This window comes from Agrobacterium sp. FDAARGOS_525 (assembly GCF_003938925.1).
Lineage (GTDB): Bacteria > Pseudomonadota > Alphaproteobacteria > Rhizobiales > Rhizobiaceae > Agrobacterium > Agrobacterium pusense.
Genome location: NZ_RKIU01000003.1, coordinates 2429067 through 2453542, shown reverse-complemented (window position 1 = coordinate 2453542; position 24476 = coordinate 2429067). Strand labels below are relative to the sequence as shown.

Sequence of the window (24476 nt, the reverse complement as noted above, 5' to 3'; positions counted from 1 at the left end):
GCTATGGTTAATTTATGTTAAACTTATGCGAAACAAGGCGTTCAGCGTGAAACTCAGGTTTAAAAACTGTTAAAAAGCCGACACTTCGCCACCACCGCAAATCCGCATTAATTGTTTCGAACACCTAAATGTGTCACTACGGTACTGCTGTTGCTGCGAGGCCTAAGCACAAGCTTTGTTATTGCGGCACAGTGTTGTAATTTCGCCCGAAAGCTGGATCACCAGCATTCGGGATTTGGTAAGTGGCGGGATTGTTCTCTCTTGGAGGGATATGTTCCGCTGGCATGATGGCGGCAGTCCGCCTGCATAGGCAGGCGGTCCAACGGCATGAAGCCGGGCGTATGTGTAACGAGGCGTAACCGCATGGCGAATAACAAGATCAGCGACTCTGTCGACGAGACTGCTTTCCAGGCATTGGAAGATGCCCTGCAGCTTGGCGCTTTCGAAGAAAAGCCGGAGACGCGGAAGACTGCAGCGCCGAAGCAGCCGGAGGCCAGAGTGAAGGAAGCCAGCAGACCGACCCCTGCTCCCGAAGTCGCGCGCACGCCTGTCGAACCGGCGCCGAAATCGCCCAATCTCGAAGCGGCCAATGACGGGTCCAAGCGCAGCCCGGCCATGATCCTCAAATCGCTGGAAGGCGGGTCCATCGGCGGCGCGCTTCGCAACGCCACGATCATGTCGGTCATATGGGCGCTCGGCGGCCTTGGCATCGCGCATCTTCTTTATGGCAATGCGCTCTGGAATATCGGTTCACTTTCCGACCTCGCCGCGATCCCCGGCCTGATGGCGATCGTCGTCGGCATTCTGGTGCCGGTCATGTTATTCTTCGCCTTCGCCATCATGATGGCGCGTGCCCGCGATCTGCGCAACGCCGCCCGCTCCATGGCGGAAGTCGCGCTTCGGCTTGCCGAACCCGAAACCGTTGCCTCTGACCGCATCATGTCCGTTGGCCAGGCGGTCCGCCGTGAAGTCTCGGCCATGAATGACGGTATCGAGCGCACCATTGCGCGTGCGACGGAACTCGAAACCCTCGTCCATTCCGAAGTCAATGCGCTTGAGCGCAGCTATGCGGACAATGAACTGCGCGTGCGCAGCCTCGTGCAGGAACTGACCGCCGAACGCGACGCAATCGTCAACCATGCCGAGCGCATCCGCTCCTCCATCGTCGGCGCGCAGGAACAGATCAAGGAAGAACTCTCCATCGTCGGCGAAGAGCTTTCGATGCGGATCGCCACGACCGGCGAGGCCTTCGCGTCGATGATCGACACACGTTCGGCGGCTCTCCTGGAAAAATCGCGCGCTTCGACGGAAGCGATGGGCAGCCTGATCGCTGCCAAGACCGAGAACCTGCTTCAGGCACTGAACTCCTCCGGCACGACGATTTCCAACGAATTCGACATGCGGCTGCATAATCTCACCTCGACGCTGTATGAACGCGGTGAAGTGCTGCTCGAACGTTTCGCGATCCATGCCTCGACGCTCGACAGCGGCGTGGAAAGCCTCAACAGCGCGCTTGAAGAACGCACCCGCCAGCTCAACGAGACGCTTTCCAGCCGCACGCTCGAGCTCAACCGCAATATCGAACGCGGGCAGCAGATCATCGGCGGTTCGCTGGATACCGTGCTCGACAAGCTCTCCACGACGCTCGAGGAAAAAGGCCTCTCCTTCCGCCAGAGCCTGCAGAGCACGGCCGACGACGCCATCATGGATCTCGATCTCCGCTCCGGCCTCTATGAGGAACGGATGCAGGCGACGGTGGGTCAGGTCAACTCGGCCTTCGATGAACACGTGGCGCAATTCGCCAGCGCCTTCGACCAGCGCGCCGGCAGCCTCGATAGCAAGCTGATGGAAAGCCTTGCCCGGATCAACGAAACCGTGGCGGGCGGTTCTGAAGCGCTAGACACCATGTTGAGCGCCGGTCTGGAACGCATCGGCACCACCATGACCGATCAGTCGCTGGCGCTCGCCACCGCGCTCGGCACGGGTCAGGAAATGCTGGAAAGCGCGCTTGAGGCCCGGACTCAGGCCTTCAGCGACGCGATCGGCCAGCGCACCGCCGAAATCACAGACGTCTTCGCCAATTCGCACGAGAAGATCGACGCCGTACTGTCGGAACGCAGCAACGCCCTGTTCGGCGCGCTTTCGGCCAGCCAGAACCGTTTCGACGAAGCGCTCGCCAGCCGTTCCATGGCTATTACCGGCTCCGTCTCCGGCACGGCAGAACGCCTCGCTGCCATGCTCGACGAACGTGCAGCTGCGATCAACAACGTCGTCGCCGACGTGGAACGTCGCCTTGCCGAAACGCTCGAAACGCGGGCCGCAGCCATTACCGGCGCAGTCTCCGGCATCGAGGACCGCATCTCCGACACGCTGGAAAGCCGCACGGCTGCCCTGCACGACGTCGTCTCCGGAGCCGAGAGCCGTATCGCCGAAACGCTTGATGGCCGCACGGCTGCGCTTTCCAGCACCATTTCCGGCGTCGAGGAACGTATCGCCGACACCATGGACAGCCGCACGCTGTCTCTCGACATGACCTTCGCTAATGTGGAGGAACGGCTTTCCGAGACGCTCGACAACCGCACCTCCGCCCTCACCGGCATCGTGGCGAGCGCCGAAGAGAAAATTGCCGGCGCGCTGGACAGCCGTACAGCCGCGCTCGGCGATGTGGTGGCGGGCGCGGAAACCCGGATTGCAGAAACGCTGGACGGCCGCACCGCAGCCCTCAACGCCGTGGTTTCGGGTGCGGAAGAACGCATCACGGATGCACTCGACAGCCGCGCGATGGCGCTGGATATGGCCTTCTCCGGAGTCGAGGAAAAAATCACCGAAACGCTCGATTCACGCACCGCAGTTCTCGGCGAGTTGGTGGCCAGCGCCGAAACCCGCATCGCCGGCGCGCTCGACAGCCGCACGGATTCGCTGAAGTCAGTCGTCTCCGGCGCGGAAGAGCGCATCACCGACGTCCTCGACAGCCGCACGATGGCGCTCGACATGAGCTTCTCGGGCGTGGAGGAAAAGATCGCGGATATTCTCGACGGCCGCACCGCCGCCCTGCACAGCGCCGTTTCCGGCGTGGAAGACCGCATTGCCAGCGCGCTGGACACCCGCACGGCGGCTCTTTCCGGTATCGTATCGGGTGCGGAAGAACGCATCGCCGATGCGCTCGACAGCCGCACCATGGCGCTCGACATGACCATTTCGGGTGTCGAAGAACGGATCGCCGAAGCCATGGACGCCAGGGCGTCATCGCTTTCGCTTGCGGCGGCCGGCGTCGGCCAACGCCTGGAAGCCACTGCTTTCACGCTTGAAAATGCGCTTGCCAGCGGCCATGAGCGGCTCGAAACCATGCTCGGCTCGCAGGCCGAGCGTATTGCCGGATCGCTGGAACGCAACAGCGGTCTGATCGAGCTAAGCGTTTCGGGCGCGGCCAACCGCATTGAAAGCGTCGTTGAGGACGGCAGCACCCGGTTTGCGCAGACCGTCGAAGAAGGCGTCTCGCGCCTCGAAAGCAATCTTTCGCAATCGCACGAGGACATCCGCAGCACGCTTGAGCAGCGTCAGGCAGAAATTGCAGCCACGCTCAGCTCCGCCACGACCCAGATGGGCGACATGCTCTCCGAGCAGGCGATGATGATCGGCACCACGGTCGCCTCCAGCGCCAGCATGCTTGAACTGTCGCTCGAAACCCAGCAGGAAACGCTGCAGAAGGCGATTGACGGTAGTGCGGCAACGCTGGAAGAGCGTCTTCGCAACAGCGCCGGCGATATCGCCGTCAAGATCGGCGAAGCCGCACGCGAAATCGGCGGCGCGACGGACGCCCTCTCCTCGAAAATCGAGACCTCTATCGGCAACGTCACCACTCGTCTCGACGAAACCGGCACCCGCATCGAGACCTCTCTCGATACGCTTCAGGCACGCGTCGGCGGCGATCTCGCCAATGTGAACACGTCGATCGAGGATGCCGGCCGCCGCTTCGCCGAGGCGCTGGAAGACAAGACAGCCGTCTTTGCGCGCACCAGCGATGAGGCCGCCGAGCGGATCACCGGCATCCTGGACGAGCAGACGACCCGCGTTGCCGACACCTTCGAAAGCCGCACCAGCCGCCTGGCCGAAACCTTCGATACCGGCACGGCCCGCATCGATGAGCGCCTCGGCACGATGGACCGCGCACTGACGATCGGTCTCGAAAACGTCAATCGCACCATCGAAGGCAAGGCCACCGATCTTGCTGTCAGCCTGCGTGGCGCGGTTACCTCTGCCACGCAAAGCATCGGCGACGAAGCTGCCCGTTCCTCCGCCCTGCTCGCGAAGTCCGGCGCGGAGTTCGCCGAACAGGTGCAGGCACAGAACGAGGCCTTTACCAAGGCCATCGAGGAACGCTCGGGTGAAATCGTCAACCGTATTTCGGATGCACAAACGCGCCTCTCCGGCCAGGCTGCCGCCGTGGCGCAGACCTTCTCGGAGGCGGGCAACATCATCGTCAACAAGGTTGCCGAGGCTGAAGCCGTTGTCCGCTCACAGGTTGGTGTCATTTCCGAGACTTTGACGGGTGTTGAATCCGCCCTCGACGCGCGCGGCGAATCGATCCGTTCGGCACTGGACAACCGCACCCGCGAACTCAACTCGATGCTGGCCAGCCGCTCCGCGGAGCTGTCGCGTCTTATCGAGGAGAAAGCCAAGCCGGTCGTCGACGAATATGCCACCATCGGCCGCGAAGCCGCCGAAAAGATCGTGTCCGCTGCCCAGCAGAGCGCCGAGCTTCTGTCGCAGAGCAATAGCGGCATGGTCGGCATGGTGGAGCAGGCAATCAGCGATTATGCCGCCGCCGGAACGGATGCAGCAAGCAAGCTGGTCGCAGCCACCCGCCAGAGCACCGACATGTTGTCGGAAACCCATACTGCAATGGCGGACGCCGTCGAACAGGGTATCGACAAATATGCCCGCGCCGGCAGCGAAGCAGCCAACAAGCTGGTTGCCGCCACTCGTCAGAGCACGGATATGCTGTCGCAGACCCATAACAGCATGGCCGAAATCGTCGAACAGTCGGCAACCAACTTCAATTCGGCCGTTGAGCGCGCCGCTCAGGGCTTCGGCGCAGCGGATGAAGCGCTGAATGCGTCTGCAGCCCGTTTCTCGGAGTCCGCGTCGCAGGCCGCCGACATGGTGTCCAGTTCCAGCCGTCTGCTCGAAGGAAAGATCGACCGTCTGTCGAATATTTCCGGCCAGGCGCTGGCGCAGGTCGCTGGCATCGTCAGCCGCTTCGAAGAACATTCGAAGGTGCTGAGCCAGGCATCCGAGCTGCTGAATGCCGCCCAGTCGAGCCTCGTCGGCACGCTGGAAGAACGCCAGGATGCGTTGCGCAGCCTGTCTGTCGGCCTCGTCAAGCGTTCCGAGGAAATCGAAAGCGCCATGCGCAATGTCATTGGCGTGGTGGAAACCACACTTAACGAGGCTGAAGAGCGTTCGCAAAACGTCGCCGGCAACCTGCGTGAAAATCTGCAGGCTTCCTTCTCCGATATCGGCCGCTCGCTTGATGAAACCGAACACCGCGCCCGTTCGGCGGCACAGACCATGCGGGGCGCCCTGCTCGCCGCCGGTCAGGATGCCAGCCGCTCGATCGAGAGCACGCTCTCCGACGCGCAGAAATACTCCGACGAGCTGGTCAACCGCCTGCGCGGCGGTGTCGAATCCTCTCTCTCGGAAGTCGACAACCTTCTCGGCAGTGCTTCCGAAAAATCCAATGCGGCCGCAGCCAACCTCAAGGAAACGCTGCGCCAGGCTGTCGAGGAAGCGGTGAGCCGCTTCGCCGGCGCGACCGATGAAATCCGTCGCTCAAGCCACGATATCCGCCGCGAACTTGACGCGACCCGCGCCGAACTGAAGCGTGGTGCCTTCGACCTGCCGGAAGAAGCCAAGGAAAGTGCGGCCGCAATGCGCCGCGCCGTATCCGAGCAGATCAAGGCGCTGCAGGATATTTCCCAGCTCGTCGGCCGCTCGACGCAGCAGATGGAAGTGTCCGAGCCGGTTGCCCGCGCCATCGCCGCAACCCAGCCGGCCGTCGAGCGCCGTGTAGAGCCGCGCCCGCAGCCCGCAGCCCCGGCGCCGGTTCAACAGCAGCGCCCGGCGCAGCAGCAGCCAGCACCTGCCCTGCGCGGCACGTTGCCGCTCGAAAATCGCCAGGTCGAAAACCGGCAAGTCGAGAATCGTCAGGCACCCGCTCCGGCGCAGCCGGTCGCACCAAGCCAGACGGGACGTCGCGAAGAAGGCGGCGGCTGGATCAGCGATCTGTTGCGCGGCGCCTCCCAGGAGACGCCCGCAGCCTCCGTACCGCGCGCCAGCACCGAGCAACAGCCGACCCGCGCAGCCGACACCCGTAATCCCCGTCACATGGTGGAATCGCTGAACTCGCTCTCCGTCGACATCGCCCGCGCCATCGATCACGATGCGTCGGTGGAACTGTGGCGCCGTTACCAGCGTGGCGAACGCGACGTCTTTACCCGTCGTCTCTACACGCTGAAAGGCCAGACGACCTTCGACGAGATCAAGCGCAAATATGAGCGTGAAGCGGAGTTCCGCACCGCCGTTGACCGCTATATCAACGATTTCGAGAAGCTGCTTGCCGATGTGGCCCGGACCGACCGCGACCGGTCCGTGACACAATCCTACCTCACCTCAGATACCGGCAAGGTCTATACGATGCTTGCCCATGCGGCGGGTCGGTTTAATTGATCTGAACGACACTGAAAGAAAAACCCCGGTGAAGACCGGGGTTTTTCTTTTGTGCGAGCCAGTTGCTTCGCCATCTCTTCACGCTGCGTATTTGACCAGTATGGCCTGCATCAAATCTCGAACGTGCCTGATGCAACCCGCACCGCGTGGCCACCGATGCGGGCGCGGCCGATTTCGCCGTCCTTGATGTCCATGCGCAGGTGGATGTGAGACGGTCTTTCCATCTCCACCCCCTGCTCGATCAGAAGCGGATAATGTCCGTCTGTCAGCCCGTCGAAATGGTGGATGGCGCCGGAAAGCGCGGCGGCGGCCGAGCCGGTTGCGGGGTCTTCGGCAATGCCCATATCCGGGGAGAACATACGGGCATGGAACTTTGCGGCGTGATTGACACCGCCGCGACAGTAAATATAGGCCGCCGTCAGCAGCCCCTCAACCAGCGGTGCGGTGCGCAGCCACAGACCGGCGTCGAAATCCATATCACGCACTGCGGCGATATTATGCATCGGCACCAGCAGGAAAGGCACGCCAGCCGTCCAGATCGATGGCACATGATTTTCAAAACCGAGATGGCCTTCGCTGACACCCAGCGCATCGGCCAGGGCGGCATGATCGAGGGGCAGGTCCACCCTTGAAGATCTGCGCGGCAGATCGAATTCCGCAAAGCTGACGGCGCCGGCGCGCATTTTCACCGCGCAGCGCACGGGCCCCACCTTCTCCTCGAGTACGCAGACCATATCGATGTCGTCATCGCCATCCCCTCGATTGCGCTCGGCAATCGCTACTGCGGCGCCGACGGTCGGATGTCCGGCGAAAGGCAATTCACCCGAGGGTGTGAATATGCGCAGGGAAGCCGCGTGCGCAGGGTTGCTGGAGCGATTGATGAAAACGGTCTCGGAGAGATTCATCTCCCGGGCGATGGCCTGCATCGTCCCCTGATCGAGGTCATCGGCATCATACATCACCGCCAGCGGGTTTCCCGCCATTTTCGTCTCGGTAAATACGTCATAGATATTGTAGTGCAGCGCCACACCCGTCTCCTGCCATTCGACACCTCGTCTGCCTTGCGCAAACTGCATCAGGCCGCCTTACACCGCAACCCTTGTTGCGACAGGAAATCAAGAAGCTGTGGAACGGCGCGATTCAATGGCATGGCCGGGAGAACGTCTCCCCGCCCGAAAGGCCTTGTCGCCAGCGGTCGTCTTCATGTACCAAGGGTGCGTCTTGCGGCTTGCGACCGGAGGTCTTGAACGACTTTCGAAGATTGCGAACCGCTTCAACAGGTTACATTGCAGTCGCAGGCCGGGTCCCGGTCTTCGCCGTTGTCGAGGGAAGCGGATGTCGCATTCTACCTATTCACTATCCTTCGTAGCCTCCCCGACTGCGGAGGCGCAGGCGGCGCTGGAAGAGCTCAAAAGCGCTTATGGCAATACTCCGTTTGACGAAGCGGACGTCATCGTGGCTCTCGGCGGTGACGGATTCATGCTGCAGATTCTCAACGAGACGATGAATTCCGGCAAGCGTGTCTACGGCATGAACCGGGGCTCGGTCGGCTTCCTGATGAACGACTACCGGGTGGAAGGCCTCATCGAACGCATTGCGGTGGCAAGCGGCAACGATTTCCACCCCCTGCGCATGACGACGACGGATTCCGACGGCGACGAGTTTACGGCGCTCGCCATGAACGAAGTCAGCCTGTTCCGCCAATCGCATCAGGCTGCCAAGCTTCGGGTCGAGGTGGACGGCAAGGTGCGACTGGAAGAGCTGATCTGTGACGGCATGATGGTGGCGACGCCAGCAGGGTCTACGGCGTATAATTTTTCCGCCCATGGACCGATTCTGCCGCTGGAATCGCCGCTGCTTGCGCTGACGCCGGTCAGCGCATTCCGTCCGCGGCGCTGGCGCGGCGCGCTTTTGCCGAATAAGGTCACGGTCGACATTCATGTTCTCGAACGCGACAAGCGCCCGGTGAACGCGGTGGCCGACCACACCGAGGTGAAATCCGTTCGTCATGTACGGATCGCACAATCGCAGGACAGGACGGCCAGAATTCTCTCGGATCCGGACCGTTCGTGGTCGGACCGAGTCCTCGCCGAACAGTTCAACAACTGAAGCCAACGATCGACAATGCCATGCAACTGACAAGAACCATCATCGCAGCCTGCCTTTTCGCCGCCGCCGTGCTTCCGGCGCGGGCGCAGACGGAAGCGATTGACGCGCTGCCGGTTTCGGCGATCTTTGTCACCAGCAGCGGCATGTGGGAAGATCGCAATCTTGAGCCGGTGAAGGGGCCTGACGGGCAGCTGCGGCCCCCACCTGCCTCACCAACGCGCGGCTATTACAAGGTCATCGCCATACGCCAGGGCGATGGTACGGCGAAAATTTATCTGCAGCGCATCGCCTTTACCGCCGAGGGGCCGAATCTTCTCGAAAATATCGAGCTCGAGGAATTCAGTCAGATGAAGTCCTATGTCACGGATATTCGTCCCGAAAGCTCGAACGGAGCGCCCGCCTCGCCTGGCCTTTTCGTGACGGTTTATCTCAAGACCGATCCGATGAGCAAGGAAGCGGAAAGCTGGACGATCCTGATCGACGAGCTGGGTGAGATGAAGGTCGAGAAGGCTTCGAACTAGCCCGTGATTGGCCGGTGGGCATTCGTTATGCGATAGTCTGGCTGTTCAACTCATGAGGGCCATGCAGAACTGCACCGAAATGATGCTTCCACAAGCGCGCGCCCAGTTCGCCGCTGCGGTCGAGACTCGAGCCGACCGTCAGCCACGGCAGAAGCGTGGGATGAAGTCCCGCATCGAAGAGCGCAAAACCGGCAGCCAGAACGCAGGTATCGGCCTGGATGCCGCAGACCAGCACGCGGTCTAGCTTCAGCGACACAAGATAGTCGATGGCCTCCCGTGGCGGCGCATAGCCATGTTTGATGAAGATGCGATCGGCAACCACCAGCGACTCATCGTCCCTGCCCGGCTTCCAGCCCAGTTGCCGTTCAAATGGCGTCACGCTTTCGTCATGGCGTTCGACAGTGGCGAGGCTGGGCATGGTCTGCGCGAGACTGGATATCTCGGCAACCAGCGTTGCCGGAGGATTGAAGCTCGGCTGGACGTCGACGATATAGAGCGCCTGATACATGCATCTCCTCCAATGAAAAACCCCTCGCAATGGGTTCGCGAGGGGTGATCTTTTTCGATCGACGCGCCTGGGGCCTCAGTCGATATCCGCCACGTCCACATCCGCACCGCCGCTGATGCGGTGGGCAAGAGCGGCTTCCATGAATTCGTTCAGGTCGCCATCCAGCACGTTGCCGGGCGCCGTGCTTTCCACGCCGGTACGCAGATCCTTCACCAGCTGGTAAGGCTGCAGGACGTAGGAGCGAATCTGGTGGCCCCAGCCGATATCGGTCTTGGATGCCGCCTGCGCATTGGCCGCTTCTTCCCGCTTCTGCAGCTCCACCTCATAAAGGCGGGCACGCAGCATGTCCCACGCCTTGGCGCGGTTCTTGTGCTGGGAGCGTTCCTGCTGGCAGGCGACGGCAATACCGGTCGGAATGTGCGTGATGCGCACGGCCGAGTCCGTGGTGTTGACGTGCTGACCGCCCGCACCGGACGAACGATAGGTATCGATGCGGCAATCGCTTTCATTGATATCGATCTGGATCGAATCGTCGACGACGGGGTAAACCCAGACGGAAGAGAACGACGTGTGGCGACGCGCGTTGCTGTCATACGGCGAAATACGGACGAGGCGATGCACGCCCGATTCCGTCTTCAGCCAGCCAAAGGCATTATGTCCCTTGACGAGGATCGTCGCGGACTTGATGCCGGCTTCTTCGCCATCGTGGACTTCCAGAACCTCGACCTTGAAACCTTCACGGTCGGCCCAGCGGGTATACATGCGCAGCAGCATGTTCGCCCAGTCCTGGCTTTCGGTGCCGCCAGCGCCGGAGTGCACTTCGAGATAGGTATCATTGCCGTCGGCCTCGCCTGAGAGCATGGCTTCCACCTGACGGCGGTTTGCCTCGCTCTTCAACGCCTTCAGCGCGTCTTCGGCGTCCTTGACGATTTCATCATCGCCCTCCATCTCGCCGAGTTCGATCAGCTCGATATTGTCCCGGAGCTGCTGCTCCAGCGCCTTTACGCCATTGATGCTGTCATCGAGCTGCTGGCGCTCGCGCATCAACTTCTGTGCCTCTGCTGCATCGTTCCAGAGGGTCGGATCCTCTGCTTTGTTGTTCAACCAGTCCAGTCGTCTTATCGCCTGGTCCCAGTCAAAGATGCCTCCTCAGCAGGCTTATGGCCTGCTTGATTTCGTCGACTACGTTCACGATTTCATTGCGCATTTCGCTGGTTCTTCACCTTCATTGAAACTCGTTGCTCAAATAAATGCGGGGGGCGCGGATGTAAAGACCCGCGCCCCCGCCAAACGTCATGGCTGATGTCAATAAAGGCCGCCGCCACCGCCGGTGATGGCCTGCTGCGCCTGCGGCGAGGTCTTCAGAATATCTTCCTGCGACATGTAGCCTTCAGCACCGATGACCGAGAAGCTATCGGCCGGGCCTGTGCCGGGCTTAAAGGCTTCCATGATCGTGTCCGGTTCGCCTTCCGCTGCCGCCATGCCGGTCTTGCGGTTGACGGCGACGAAGTTCATGCCTGCAGGCACGATGAACTTGCTCGGCTGGAGATGCTTGGCCGCATCGGCGATGAATTCACCGAAAATCGGCGCAGACAGCGAGCCGCCGGTACCACCGCGACCGAGCGGTGCGGGCGAGTCGAAACCAATGTACAGGCCGGCGACCATGTCCGGCGTGTAACCGACGAACCAGGCGTCCTTTTCATCATTGGTGGTGCCCGTCTTGCCGGCAACCGGCAGATCGACCTTGATCTTGCCTGCGGCCGTACCGCGCTGCACGACACCTTCCAGCATGGAGGTGGTCTGATAAGCGGTCATCGGGTCCAGAACCTGTTCTCGGTTGTCGACGATCACAGGCTCATCCTGGTTCTGCCAGCTGGTAGCGTTGCAACCTTCGCAGGCGCGCTCCTCATGGCGGAATATCGTCTTGCCGTAACGGTCCTGAATGCGGTCAATCAGCGTCGGCTTGATCTGCTTGCCACCATTGGCGATGACCGAATAGGCCGAAACCATACGCATCACGGTGGTTTCACCCGAACCGAGCGACATGGAGAGAAGCGGCGGCATCTTGTCGTAGATGCCGAAGCGTTCGGCATATTCCGCCACCAGATTCATGCCCATGTCCTGCGCCAGACGCACGGTCATGAGGTTACGGGACTTTTCGATGCCGAGGCGCAGGGTCGAGGGACCTGCAGAACCGCCGCCGTAATTCTGCGGTTTCCAGACCTGGCCGCCCGACACCACCTCAATCGGCGCATCAAGAATAACCGATGCGGGCGTATAGCCATTGTCGAGCGCCGCTGCATAGATGAATGGCTTGAACGAGGAACCGGGCTGACGCATTGCCTGCGTCGAGCGGTTGAACTCCGATTGCGCATAGGAGAAACCGCCGACCATGGCCAGAACGCGGCCGGTATGCGGGTCCATCACCACCATACCACCCTGCACCTTGGGCGGCTGCCGCAGGCGATATTCATTTCCGGAGCTGGAAAGCGGTTGTGCATAGATGACGTCACCGACTGTCAGGACGCCAACCGGAGACTTGGCGGTGGCTTTCTTGCCTGCCGCGTCACGATAGGCCCAGCGCATGTTCTCCGCAGAGATGTGACCGCGCGTGCGCTTGTCGCCATCTTCCGCATCGGGGTCGGCCTGGATGCCGATATCGACACCATCTGCGGCAACCGCAAGCACGACCGCGACCTTCCATTCCGGAACGTCTCTCAAGCCCTTGACCTTGGCAAGCGCAGCCGTCCAGTCGCCGGCCGTCTCGATCTTTTCGATGGGTCCACGGAAACCGCGACGCTCATCATACTGCACCAGACCATCCTGAAGCGCCTTGCGGGCCTCCATCTGAATCTGGGGATCAAAGGAAGTGCGAACGGAAAGGCCGCCTTCGAGAAGTGCTTCCTCGCCGTATTTCTCAACGATCTGGCGGCGGACTTCCTCTGCAAAGTAGTCGGACGCGAAGATATGCGCGCCACCGCGGCGCAGGTTCACTCCAAGCGGCTGTTTCTTGGCGTCTGCAGCATCGGAGGCCGTGATATAGCCGTTTTCGGCCATGCGGTCGATCACCCAGTCGCGACGCTCGAGAGCCGCCTTTTCGCGGCGGATCGGGTGGTAATTGGCCGGACCTTTCGGCAGCGATGCCAGATAGGCGGTTTCCGCAATGGTCAGTTCCGTCACCGACTTGTTGAAATAGGTGAGCGCCGCGCCGGCGATGCCGTAGGAATTCAGGCCGAAGAAGATCTCATTGAGATAAAGCTCAAGAATCTTGTCCTTGGAATAGGTCTGCTCGATGCGGAAGGAAAGAATGGCTTCCTTGAGCTTGCGGTCGATGGTCTGGTCGTTTGTCAGCAGGAAGTTCTTCGCGACCTGCTGGGTGATGGTGGATGCGCCCACCGGACGGCGGCCGGAGCCAAAATTCTGGATATTGACGAGAATGGCACGGCCGAGGCCCCATACATCGACGCCGGGGTGATTGTAAAAATTCTTGTCTTCCGCGGACAGGAAGGCCGCCTTCACCCGGTCGGGAATGGCCTGGATCGGCAGGAACAGGCGCTTCTCATGGGCATATTCCGCCATAAGCGCCCCGTTGCCCGCATGCACGCGGGTCGTGACCGGCGGTTCATAGGTGCTCAGAACTGCGTAATCCGGCAGGTCCTTCGTCACGCCGTGCAAATAAATCGCACCGGCGGCGGCGGCGCACAGGAAGAGCACGCTGGCCAAGCCGAAAAAATATCCAATCAGTCTGATCATACCAAGCTACCGATAATTCGAATCGTAACCATCCACGCCCGAGGAAACGGGCGCATCTTTGCATATCGCGTGCCGTTTTGCACACCATACCTTCGATGACAAGCCGGATACGGCAGCATTCGCTGATATGTTACCGGGCCACCAGCCTGCAACTCCGCGCCAACGCTTTGCGGACCGCCACCGAATCCGAGTTCCGAGTAACGCGGCGAATGTGAGTAAAATAGGGCTCGGCCCCGTTATTCATCCGCAAGGTCCCGAATTGAACAGCATTTTTAGCGATCAATGGCAACGCGGCAACAGCTCGGCCGACGCGGCGCATTTCCCTTCAGCCACCGTTCGCCAGAGCCTTGGAACGGTACCGCCCGACGGCTGTTGCCAGCGTATCGGCCACCTTCTTGCGCCATTCCGCATCGAGAAGCAGCTTCTCGTCTTCAGGATTGGAAAGGAAACCAAGCTCGAGAAGCACCGATGGCACGTCATGGGCGCGCAACACCATGAAACCGGCGTAACGATGTGGATTGTTGATGAGGCCAACCTGCCCCTCGAAGGAAGAAACGATGTTTTCGGCGAGTGTCACCGAGAACGCCTGGGTTTCCCGGCGCGTGAAATCGAGGAGAATATCGGCGACTTCCGGCGGCTCGCTGGAAACGGCGACACCGGCGATCTGGTCGGACTTGTTTTCACGCTCCGCCAGTTCCTGCGCCATACGGTCCGACGCGCGATCGGACAATGTATAGACGGTCGCGCCGCGTATGCCCTTCTGTTTCAGTGTATCGGCATGCAGGGAGATGAAAAGATTGGCGTTGTTCTGCCGCGCGATCGTCACGCGTTCGGACAAGGCAAGAAATGTATCGGAATCACGCGTCAGGAAGGCCTTTATGCCGGGCTCGCGGTTCAGGCGCTCCGCGAGCTCCTTCGCGAACATCAAGGTGATGACCTTTTCCTCGGTGCCTGTCGTGCCACCTGAGGCGCCGGCATCGATGCCTCCATGACCGGCGTCGACCGCGATGACGAATTCCGCCGGGCGGGAAGTCTTGTCCGCGGGAGAAATCGCGGCGGTGGTAACGGGCGCAGGCGCCTGCCACTGCTGCTCCTTCACAAGTTCGGCGAACTTGCCTTTGGTGGTGATCTCCGTATCGAGGACGAAACGGAAGGACTGCCCGTCATCGGCCTTTTTCGTTTCAGCGACCACCACCCGCACCGGCTTCTTCGCCGTCAGCACGATACGGGCGCTGTTTTCCCCCATTCCGCCGAAGCGAATATCGGAAAAAAGGCCGGTCGGCCTGAGATCGGATGCGGGAAAGCTGAAATTCACCGCCGGGAAGTCCACGACGATGCGGGCGGGCGAATCGAGATAGTGAACATCGAACTCCGGCTCCTCGGCAAAATCGAGAACGATGCGCGTGCGCGCCTCATCACCGATGATGCGGGCCTGATGCGCGACAAGCGGCTCCGTGGCCTGGACGGCCGGCACGACGGAAACCGAGGCGACGGCAGACAATGTCACGACAGCCGCAAGCCGCGCGATTCGCGCGCCAATCCACCCTGCCCCACCTGATTTCGTTGCGCTGCGCGTGAAATTCATGGTCTTCAAGAAATTCCGTATTTCAGTCATTTTCGATAACCGGCGCGGTAAAACACCCGGAACGGTGCCGTTTCAACCACGCCGGACGACAATTTGCGCGTTTGCGCCTCACCATCGCAGGCCTTGGTGAACCAATTGTTAACCCGGAAATTCCACCAACAATATGGCATATTTAGCCAGCCTATTGCTATTATGACAGAGAAAACATACAACATGGATGAGGGTTAAAAGTGTTGACGGGATAGATGCCCGCCGGCTGCCAATCGAAAAAGACGCTGGCGCTGCAAATCGGGCAATCATCTGCCGTCGTTACATTTATCCTGAAACTCGATCAATTCCGGCCGTGGCCGGAGACCTACCCGGTGGCGCTGCCACCGCCGCTCTGAGGAGAGCAAATTCATCGGACCCCAAGGGGTCTATATATTATTGTCGTTCCGCCTGGCCAATGATGTCGCAGCAGTTTTCACATGAACCGGATACCAGGAGCAGGCCAAGCGCCTCGCCGTCGGTCCGGATGCTGCCAGTTTACAGACGCCCGGCAGGAGACTTCATTTCCGGCACATCCTTGCACTCATATGAAAGGCTCGTCCGTGTGGCGGGCCTGTTCTCGTATAAAACAAGGCTGCGCCGAGGAGCACAGCTTACATGGCAGACAAAATGCTTATCGACGCCTCCCACGAAGAGGAGACACGCGTAGTCGTTGTCCGTGGGAACCGGATCGAAGAATTCGATTTTGAATCGGAACACAAAAAACAGATCCGCGGCAATATCTACCTTGCCAAGGTCACCCGCGTTGAGCCCTCCCTCCAGGCGGCCTTTGTGGATTACGGTGGAAACCGTCACGGCTTTCTCGCTTTCGCGGAAATCCATCCGGATTATTACCAGATCCCGCTCGCTGATCGTCAGGCCCTGCTGAAAGCGGAAGCCGAGGATCATCGCCGCAGCGACGATTTCGAATCGGCCGATGCGCCTGAGCCCGCCGCCCCGATGATCGACCTTTCGCAGGTGGATCAGCCGGATGTCGGCATCGTTTCTGCAAGCGAAACCACCGAGACCGTTGTGACGGAAGAAGCTGCACCCGTCGTGGAAGCGGCTTCCGAAGAAGCGGCCGTCGAAGTCGTCGCGGAAGAAGCGCCGGCTGAGGAAGAAAAGCCGAAGAAGCGCGTTCGCCGCCCCCGCGCCAAGAAGAAGACAGCTGAAGAAATCGCAGCCGAGGCGGCAGACGCTTCTTCCGAAGACGATGGCAGCACCGGCGGTGAAATGGCCGCGATGGTCGATACCGACACGATTTCCGAGGAAGTCGAAGGTCTTCGCCGCGGCAATGACGATGATGACGACGATGATGATGACGATCATCACGAAAAGGAAGTGATTGAATCCGTCGGCGCCGAAGACGCCATGGAAGAAGTTCCGGATCGCGTTGCCCGCAAGCCGCGCAAACAATACCGCATCCAGGAAGTCATCAAGCGCCGCCAGATCCTTCTCGTGCAGGTGGCCAAGGAAGAGCGCGGCAACAAGGGTGCTGCACTCACCACCTATCTGTCGCTGGCCGGCCGTTACTCCGTGCTGATGCCGAATACGGCGCGTGGCGGCGGTATTTCCCGCAAGATCACCCAGCCGACCGACCGCAAACGTCTGAAAGAAATCGCGCGCGATCTGGAAGTGCCGCAGGGTATGGGCGTCATTCTGCGCACCGCAGGCGCCAACCGCACCCGCGTCGAAATCAAGCGCGACTTTGAATATCTGATGCGCCTGTGGGAAAACGTCCGCACGCTGACGCTGAATTCCACGGCTCCCTGCCTCGTTTACGAGGAAGGCTCGCTGATCAAGCGTTCGATCCGCGATCTCTATAACAAGGATATCAGCGAGATCATCGTTTCCGGCGAAGAAGGCTATCGTGAAGCGAAAGACTTCATGAAGATGCTGATGCCGAGCCACGCCAAGGTTGTTCAGCCTTACCGCGACATTCACCCGATCTTCTCGCGCTCCGGCATCGAAGCGCAGCTCGACCGCATGCTGCAGCCCCAGGTGACGCTGAAGTCCGGTGGCTACCTCATCATCAACCAGACCGAAGCGCTGGTCTCCATCGACGTCAACTCCGGCCGTTCGACACGCGAGCATTCCATCGAGGAAACCGCGCTGACGACCAACCTGGAAGCTGCGGAAGAAGTGGCACGCCAGCTGCGTCTGCGCGACCTTGCCGGTCTTGTCGTCATCGACTTCATCGACATGGAAGAAAAGCGCAACAACCGCGCCGTAGAGAAGAAGCTCAAGGACTGCCTGAAGAACGACCGTGCGCGCATCCAGGTCGGCCGCATCTCGCATTTCGGTCTTCTGGAAATGTCGCGCCAGCGCATTCGCGCTTCGGTGCTGGAATCGACCACGCAGGTCTGCCAGCATTGTGGCGGCACGGGTCATGTGCGTTCGGAATCCTCCATCGCGCTGCATGTGCTGCGTGGCGTCGAGGAATATCTGCTGCGCAACACCACCCACAACATCACCGTGCGTTGCACGCCGGAAACGGCGCTCTATCTGCTCAACCACAAGCGCGGCACGATTGTCGATTATGAAGGCCGCTTCGGCGTGTCGATCATCATTGCCGCCGACTCCGGCGTCGGCGCCCAGCATTTCGCCATCGATCGCGGTGAAGCCGTCGAAAATCCCGTGAAGATCGAAAGCCTCATCCAGATGCTGCCGAACTTCGTGGAAGAAGAAGACGATTTTGTCGCCGAGGTGGAAGAGGACGAAGACGAGGAAGAAATCGTCAAGACCGAAAGCGCCCAGCCCCGTCAGCAGCAGCAGGGCGACAATGGCGAAGAAGGCAAGCGCAAGCGCAAGCGCCGTCGCCGCCGTCGTGGCAAGGGCGGTCAGAACGACCAGAACGGCTCGCTTGAGGCCGGTTCCGGCAACGACGCTGACGGCGACGATGCCGAGGGTGATGACGACGGGATCGACACCGATGACAATGGCGTTGAGACGGAAAACGGCACCGCGGAAGCTGTAACCTCCGAAGAGGAAAGCAAGCGCAAGCGCCGCCGCCGCGGGAAGCGAGGCGGTCGCCGCAATCGTGCAGAGGACGAAGCTCTCGACGCTTCCGGCGCTGAGGACGAAGGCGAAAGCGAAAGCGACGAAGCGCCTGTAACTGAGGCACCGGTAACCGAAGAGGCGACCGCAGCCGAAGTGGTGGAAGGTGTCGTTGCCGACGTCGTGGAAGAGGAAGCGCCGAAGAAGCCGCGCCGTACCCGCAAGGCGAAGGCCAAGACGGAAACCGAAGAAGCGCCGAAGGCCGAAGCCGTTGAAACGGTAGAGCCGGTGATCGTTGAGGAAACCGTCGTGGATGTCGCTGTTGAAGAAGCAGGCGAAGCGTCGGCCGATGTCGCTCCGCAGGCGGGAGCACCGGCGAGCGAAGAAAAGGTCCGCGCGAACCGGGGCAGCAATGTTTCAACTTCGGAGCCGGTGGTTACATCGTCGTCTCCCAATCCCGATGGCGATGAGCCGAAGCCGCGCAAGGGCGGCTGGTGGCAGCGCCGCGGCTTCTTCTGAGAGAAGCTACATTTTGGATAAAAGACGCCCGCAACGATGTTGCGGGCGTTTTCTTTTATGGATGCAAAGAACGGGCCCTTTTAGGGCCACTGACATTTTCTCATCCCATGCTTGTCACAGGAACGCAGTCAACGCATGCTCACGGCGGGAGCGCCCTTTCAGCCCAAGGACCTGGGCTGGCTGGATCCCTTTAACAGGCACGGGATGAGGAGTGGGAGAGGCCAACCGTCAGACAGACCTCGTGAGACCACCATCCACGCGGATATTCTGGCCGGTAATATATCCTGCCCCCTCAGATGCGAGAAATGCCACTGTGGCGGCGATCTCTTCGCTCTTGCCGTAACGTTGCATCGGAACGCTTTCGCGGCGTTCTTCCGTCGCCGGCAGGCTGTCGATCCAGCCGGGAAGGACATTGTTCATGCGGACATTATCGGCTGCGTAGGTATCGGCAAAAATCTTGGTGTAGGAGGCAAGGCCGGCGCGGAACACGGCGGATGTGGGGAACATACTGCTCGGTTCGAAAGCCCAGGCAGTCGAGATGTTGACGATCGCGCCCGCCCTCTGCCTTACCATGACCGGGGCGATGATGCGCGTCGGGCGAATGACGTTCATGAGGTAGACATCGAGCCCGGTATGCCATTGTTCGTCGGTAATATCGAGGATGGCGGCGCGCGGGCCATGGCCGGCGCTGTTCACCAGCACGTCGATACGGCCGTATCTCTCAAGCGCCAGCTCCGTCAGCCGTTGCAGGTCTTCATTGGACTGGTTGGAACCGGTAACGCCAATGCCGCCCAACTCTTTCGCCAGCGCCTCTCCCTTGCCAGAAGACGACAGGATAGCGAGCTTGTAACCATCCGCGGCCAGTCGTTTCGCAACGGCAGCTCCCATGCCGCTGCCGCCTGCCGTCACCACCGCCACTTTTTCTGCCGACATCGCTTTTCTCCCATTCCAGGTCTGACGGACAGCCCGTATGGCGGTCCTTGTTCAGCTTAAACTGTCTCATCTTTAACGGGTTTCCAAGACGAGTTCGAACCAGAAAGGCTTGTCGAGGCATACAGAAAAATTGATGCTGATGCGTCAGCCCGGGCCGACACCCGTTGGGTGAGCAGACCGGCTATCCGCCGGTGCTTCCTCCCTCTCCTGCAAACCATAGTCACGCATCACATGCGCGATACGCAACCTGTAATCGGAGAAGACGCCAGTCCGGCCGAGCGACTGGGCGGCGCGATGAGGCAGGGTGTTGCGCCACGCCTTCACCGCCTCCTCATCACGGAAGAACGACAAGGGGAGCATCTTGTCCGGATTGCCGATGCTCTGAAACCGCTCGACGGAGAGGAAACCGTCGATGGTTTCAAGTTCTGCCCGCAGGCCGGCGGCTATATCCAGATAATGTTGCTTCTCGCCTGCGGCTGGCCAGACCTCAAAAATAACGGCGATCATCGTCCGGCTCCCGCATGGGGGGCGGACGCGAGGCGCAGAAACAGTCGGTCCTCGCGACGGATGAATTGTTCGCGGCGCGCGAATTCATAATTTTCCTGCCCGGCCGGATCGGCGGCGAGCCGCGCCCTATAGGCTTCGTAAGCGGCGAGGTTTTCGATGTTGTAGACACCGTAGGCAATGGTGCTCGATCCCTCCTTCGGCGCGTAATAACCGATCAGATCAGCCCCGCAACGCGGGATCGCCTCTCCCCAGTTGCGGGCATAGCGTTCGAAGGCATCGACCTTGAAAGGATCGATCTCGTAGCGGATGAAACAGGTTAGCATCGTTTGTCTCCTCATGTTCTGCCTCTCCCTTCTACGCCATTGCCATGCCTCGATGCTTCGGTTACCATCGAAGCATGAAAGACGGACCCGTGATTGCCAACGTTGCCGCCCTTATCGGCGATCCTGCCCGCGCCAACATCTTGACGGCGCTGATGGACGGGCGCGCGCTGACCGCGAGCGAGCTGGCGGAAGCCGCGGGTGTGACCCTGCAAACTGCCAGCGGGCACCTGTCAAAGCTCTCGGACGCACAATTGCTGAAAGCGGAAAAACAGGGGCGACATCGATATTTCCGCCTCTCCGATGAGGATGTGGCGCAGGTTCTGGAAGCGTTGATGGGGCTTGCCCAACGCACTGGCGCGGTACGTGTGCGCACCGGGCCGAAGGACAAGGCGCTGCGTGAGGCGCGCATCTGCTACGATCATCTGGCCGGGGAAAGCGGCGTGGCACTGCTTGCCGCCATTACAGCAAAGGGTCTCGTGACGTTAGGTGATGATCCTGCCTTAACCGAGAGCGGACGCGACTTCTTCTCGAACTTCGGCATAGACCTTTCGCCGCTCGAAAAGGCCCGCCGCCCGGTCTGCCTGCATTGCCTGGACTGGAGCGAACGCCGGCATCACCTCGGCGGCGGGCTTGGCGCATCGCTTCTTGAAGCGATGCAGCAGCGCGACTGGTTGCGGCGCGGAAATGGCCGTGTGCTGACCTTTACTGCCAAGGGTGAAAAGGCGTTCAACAGCACCTTTGGCTGCACGCCCGCCTGATCTCTCCACCGTATGATACCCGATTATTTCAGCCAGCCGGCTATACGCCCAACGGCCTCGGCAATGTCAGACACGGAACCCGCATAAGAAATGCGCAGCGCCCTGTGGCCTTCCTCCGGGTCGAAATCCATGCCGGGTGTCGCTGCCACGTCGATTTCTGCCAGCATACGCTTTGCGAAATCCATGCTGTCATTGGAAAAACGGCTGGTATCGACATAGGCATAAAACGCGCCATCCATGGGGGATGCCAGCGGCAGGCCTATTTCCGGCAGTCGCGCCATCAGGAAATCGCGATTGGTGCGATAGCTCTCCCGATAGACATCCAGTTCCTCTGCCGCCGAAAAGGCTGCGGTCGCCGCAAGCTGCGACAGTTCAGGCGGGGAAATATAAAGGCTCTGGGCCAGACACTCGACCGGACGGACGAGGTTTTCCGGCAAGACCATCCAACCGATGCGCCAACCCGTCATGCAATAATATTTGGAGAAGGAATTGATGACCACCGCATTGTCGGTGATTTCGAGTGCGCTCGTCTCTTCGCCGACGAAGGTAAGGCCGTGGTAAATCTCATCGGAAATGAAGGCCATGTCGCGGCTTTCGCAATAGGTCGCAAGCCGCTTCAGCGCCTCGCGGCCTGTGACGGTGCCGGTCGGATTGGCCGGGCTTGCCAGCAGAACGCCCTTCAGCTTGCAGCCCGCTTTCGTTTCCGCACGCTCCAGGCTTGCCGGCGTCAGCGTGTAGCCGGTTTCAGCCGTGACCGGCACTTCCACGACGTTGAGGCCGAGAGCCTTCAGGATATTGCGATAGGCCGGATAACCGGGCCTCGCGATCGCGACATGATCGCCTGCGTCGAAAAGGCTGAGAAAGGCAAGATTGAAGGCCGCTGACGAGCCCGTTGTCACGGCGATGCGAGCCGGATCGATCGCGACCTGGTGACGCAACCGGTAATGGCCGGCAATCGCCTCCCGCAGTTCGCGCAGGCCGAGCGCATCGGTATAACCGATCCGCCCATGTTTCAGCGCCTCTTGAGCCGCTGCCAGCGACGCCTTCGGTGCGGGATGGGAGGGCTGGCCGACCGCCATGGAAATGACGGGGCGGCCCGCCTGCCTGCGCCTGTTCGCCTCCGCCAGAATATCCATGGCGTGAAAGGGTTCGACTGCGCTCCGCTTCGACATCGTAATCAAGGGCATGCTCTTTCCTGAACCGTATTTCAGAGACTTGCCGCAGAATCACAATCTTCACAATCATGCGACCATAATGCGGACAAGTATTTTTGCCGTATGGCATTTGGCTTAAAGTAAGGTAATTGCCTTCATAAGATTTCAAGAGGCTCCGGCCGCACAAAATGAGGACCGATATGGCGCATTTTCTCCGTTCCACCCTTCTTGCCAGCGCGACGGCCCTTTCAGCGGTATTCGCCTCCCTGCCCGCGCATGCGCTCGATGAGCAGCAGAAGAAGGAAATGGGCGAGTTCATCAAGCAGTATCTGATCGAGAACCCGGAGATCATGCTTGAGGTTCAGGATGCGCTTGAGCGCAAGCAATATGCGGCGCGCAACGCCAAGGCGGCAGAGGCGGTCGCCGACAACAAAAAGGCGATCTTCGAATCGAAATTCGATCTGGCACTCGGCAATCCCGATGGCGACGTCACACTCGTTGAGTTCTTCGATTACAACTGTGGTTATTGCAAACGCGCCATGGGAGACATGGACAACATCCTGAAGAGCGACAAGAAAATACGCGTCGTGCTCAAGGAATTCCCGATCCTCGGACCGGAATCGGTTGCCGCCCACCGCGTCTCCAATGCCGTAAAGTTGCTGGCGCCTGCCAAATATCCGGAGTTCCAGCGCACGCTCCTCGGCGCTCGCGGACGGGCGAATGAGGACAGCGCGATGGAAGTCGCGACCTCGCTCGGCCTCAAGGAAGCCGATATCCGCAAGTCGATGGCGGAAAACCCCAATGATGCGCAGGTGCAGGAAACCTACAAGCTGGCAAACAGCCTCGGCATCACGGGAACGCCGTCTTATATCGTCGGCGACGAGGCGGTTTTCGGCGCCGTCGGTGCCGACCCGCTGAAGGAGAAAATCGCCAATATGCGCAGCTGCGGTAAAGCTACCTGCTCCTGATTGCTAAAAAAGCAAGTGCATTCCCTGTGAGATGCCGGCCTGACGGCCGGTTTGCGGCTTGCAGGGGCTTTTCCTTGGCGGCTGCGCAGTCTATAGGTGTCGCTGATTTTCGTATGGAAACGTGAATGAGCAACATCATCATCGTCATCAACGGCCCCAATCTCAACATGCTGGGAAAAAGGGAACCGGGTATCTATGGTGGCAAGACGCTGAAGGACATCGAGAATGATTGTCTTCAAGCCGGTGCCGATCTCGGTTTCGCAGTGGAATTCCGCCAGTCCAACCACGAAGGCGTGCTCGTGGACTGGTTGCATGAGGCGGGAGAAAGGGCGGCGGGTGTCGTCATCAATCCCGGCGCTTACAGCCACACCTCTATCGCGTTGCACGACGCCATTCGCGCGATTTCCACGCCCGTCGTGGAAGTGCACATTTCCAACATCCACGCCCGGGAAGAGTTCCGCCACAAATCGATGGTCTCACCGGCAGCGAAGGGCATGGTCTGTGGTTTCGGACCATATGGATACGTCATGGCGCTTCACGCGCTGAAAAACATCACGGCATAAAAAGAAACAAAGAATAGGGTTTGTCATGTCTGAAAAGAAACAGGGTATCGACAAGGAACTGATCCGCGAACTCGCGAATATCCTCAACGATACCGACCTTTCGGAAATCGAAGTGGAGCAGGATGACCTGCGCATCCGCGTTTCGCGCGCCGCTCCCGCAGCCACGGTTTATGCCGCAGCACCGCCCGCTTATGCACCGGCGCCCGCAGCAGCGCCCGCCGCGCCGGCAATCGCGGCCCCTGCTGCTCCGGCAGCAGCCGCTGCACCGGCACGCAACCCGGCAAACACCGTGTCTTCGCCCATGGTTGGCACAGTCTATCTCTCGCCAGCCCCTGGCGCCCGCCCCTTCATCGAAGTCGGCGCAACCGTCAAGGAAGGCCAGACACTTCTCATCGTCGAGGCCATGAAGACCATGAACCAGATCCCGGCTCCGAAGTCCGGCAAGGTCGTGGAAATCATCGTCAACGACGCACAGCCCGTGGAGTATGGCGAAGCCCTCGTGGTCATCGAATAAAGGCGGTT

At 60.3% G+C, this 24476-nt stretch carries 18 protein-coding genes; 9 read left to right on the top strand and 9 right to left on the bottom strand.

Features of this window, described 5'->3' with window-relative positions:
* Window positions 1-363 precede the first annotated feature (363 nt).
* Complete coding sequence (locus EGT36_RS13390) at window positions 364-6729, top strand: apolipoprotein A-IV repeat region-like domain-containing protein (protein WP_125270462.1); 6366 nt, start codon at window positions 364-366, stop codon at window positions 6727-6729.
* A 110-nt stretch (window positions 6730-6839) separates the two neighbouring features.
* Here EGT36_RS13390 and EGT36_RS13385 read toward each other — a convergent pair whose 3' ends face one another.
* Window positions 6840-7757 (bottom strand): PhzF family phenazine biosynthesis protein, encoded by a 918-nt coding sequence (locus tag EGT36_RS13385; protein WP_006698029.1) that lies wholly within the window; start codon window positions 7755-7757, stop codon window positions 6840-6842.
* A 307-nt stretch (window positions 7758-8064) separates the two neighbouring features.
* Here EGT36_RS13385 and EGT36_RS13380 point away from each other — a divergent pair, with 307 nt between their 5' ends.
* A complete protein-coding gene (locus EGT36_RS13380; protein ID WP_022556066.1) occupies window positions 8065-8838 on the top strand; it encodes an NAD kinase in 774 nt (257 codons plus the stop codon).
* Window positions 8839-8858: 20 nt separating this feature from the next.
* Complete coding sequence (locus tag EGT36_RS13375; protein ID WP_035211860.1) at window positions 8859-9359, top strand: hypothetical protein; 501 nt, start codon at window positions 8859-8861, stop codon at window positions 9357-9359.
* A gap of 25 nt (window positions 9360-9384) precedes the next feature.
* Here the strand turns inward: EGT36_RS13375 and EGT36_RS13370 are convergent, their stop codons facing one another.
* From EGT36_RS13370 to EGT36_RS13355, 4 genes are all read right to left on the bottom strand, one after another.
* Window positions 9385-9867, bottom strand: a complete 483-nt coding sequence (locus EGT36_RS13370; RefSeq protein WP_125270461.1) for a cysteine hydrolase family protein — start codon at window positions 9865-9867, stop codon at window positions 9385-9387.
* 75 nt (window positions 9868-9942) lie between these two features.
* A protein-coding gene (gene prfB / locus EGT36_RS13365) for a peptide chain release factor 2 (protein WP_004441463.1) occupies window positions 9943-11074 on the bottom strand; the annotation gives its coding sequence in 2 pieces (ribosomal slippage) (window positions 9943-11004 and window positions 11006-11074; 1131 coding nt in all).
* Window positions 11075-11172: 98 nt separating this feature from the next.
* A complete protein-coding gene (locus EGT36_RS13360; protein ID WP_004441461.1) occupies window positions 11173-13620 on the bottom strand; it encodes a penicillin-binding protein 1A in 2448 nt (815 codons plus the stop codon).
* A gap of 325 nt (window positions 13621-13945) precedes the next feature.
* On the bottom strand, window positions 13946-15205 hold the full coding sequence (locus EGT36_RS13355) for an N-acetylmuramoyl-L-alanine amidase (RefSeq protein WP_037089109.1): 1260 nt from the start codon (window positions 15203-15205) through the stop codon (window positions 13946-13948).
* Window positions 15206-15450: 245 nt separating this feature from the next.
* On the opposite strand from EGT36_RS13355, the gene EGT36_RS13350 reads away from it, so the two are divergent.
* Window positions 15451-15591, top strand: coding sequence for a hypothetical protein (locus EGT36_RS13350; RefSeq protein ID WP_003521445.1), 141 nt, complete (start codon window positions 15451-15453; stop codon window positions 15589-15591).
* Between the two features lie 259 nt (window positions 15592-15850).
* The gene (locus EGT36_RS13345) at window positions 15851-18748 is read left to right on the top strand and encodes an Rne/Rng family ribonuclease (RefSeq protein WP_037089107.1); all 2898 of its coding nucleotides are present in this window, start codon (window positions 15851-15853) and stop codon (window positions 18746-18748) included.
* Between the two features lie 228 nt (window positions 18749-18976).
* Here the strand turns inward: EGT36_RS13345 and EGT36_RS13340 are convergent, their stop codons facing one another.
* The 3 genes from EGT36_RS13340 to EGT36_RS13330 form a co-directional block, all read right to left on the bottom strand.
* Window positions 18977-19681, bottom strand: a complete 705-nt coding sequence (locus EGT36_RS13340) for an SDR family oxidoreductase (protein ID WP_125270460.1) — start codon at window positions 19679-19681, stop codon at window positions 18977-18979.
* Between the two features lie 144 nt (window positions 19682-19825).
* Entirely contained in the window at window positions 19826-20188 is a 363-nt protein-coding gene (locus EGT36_RS13335) for an antibiotic biosynthesis monooxygenase family protein (protein WP_037089105.1), read from the bottom strand.
* Entirely contained in the window at window positions 20185-20511 is a 327-nt protein-coding gene (locus EGT36_RS13330) for an NIPSNAP family protein (RefSeq protein WP_004441442.1), read from the bottom strand. Before EGT36_RS13330 ends, EGT36_RS13335 begins: the two co-directional genes overlap by 4 nt.
* A gap of 74 nt (window positions 20512-20585) precedes the next feature.
* On the opposite strand from EGT36_RS13330, the gene EGT36_RS13325 reads away from it, so the two are divergent.
* The gene (locus EGT36_RS13325) at window positions 20586-21269 is read left to right on the top strand and encodes an ArsR/SmtB family transcription factor (RefSeq protein WP_022556057.1); all 684 of its coding nucleotides are present in this window, start codon (window positions 20586-20588) and stop codon (window positions 21267-21269) included.
* 23 nt (window positions 21270-21292) lie between these two features.
* Here the strand turns inward: EGT36_RS13325 and EGT36_RS13320 are convergent, their stop codons facing one another.
* Window positions 21293-22450, bottom strand: a complete 1158-nt coding sequence (locus tag EGT36_RS13320; protein ID WP_006698022.1) for a pyridoxal phosphate-dependent aminotransferase — start codon at window positions 22448-22450, stop codon at window positions 21293-21295.
* 173 nt (window positions 22451-22623) lie between these two features.
* Between EGT36_RS13320 and EGT36_RS13315 the strand changes: the two genes are divergently transcribed.
* The 3 genes from EGT36_RS13315 (at window position 22624) to accB (ending at window position 24468) form a co-directional block, all read left to right on the top strand.
* Window positions 22624-23391, top strand: a complete 768-nt coding sequence (locus EGT36_RS13315) for a DsbA family protein (RefSeq protein WP_125270459.1) — start codon at window positions 22624-22626, stop codon at window positions 23389-23391.
* A 125-nt stretch (window positions 23392-23516) separates the two neighbouring features.
* Complete coding sequence (aroQ, locus tag EGT36_RS13310; protein ID WP_004441429.1) at window positions 23517-23954, top strand: type II 3-dehydroquinate dehydratase; 438 nt, start codon at window positions 23517-23519, stop codon at window positions 23952-23954.
* 25 nt (window positions 23955-23979) lie between these two features.
* Window positions 23980-24468 carry an acetyl-CoA carboxylase biotin carboxyl carrier protein gene (gene accB / locus EGT36_RS13305; RefSeq protein ID WP_004441427.1) on the top strand — a complete coding sequence of 163 codons (489 nt, stop codon included), beginning with the start codon at window positions 23980-23982 and terminating at the stop codon, window positions 24466-24468.
* Window positions 24469-24476: the final 8 nt, after the last annotated feature.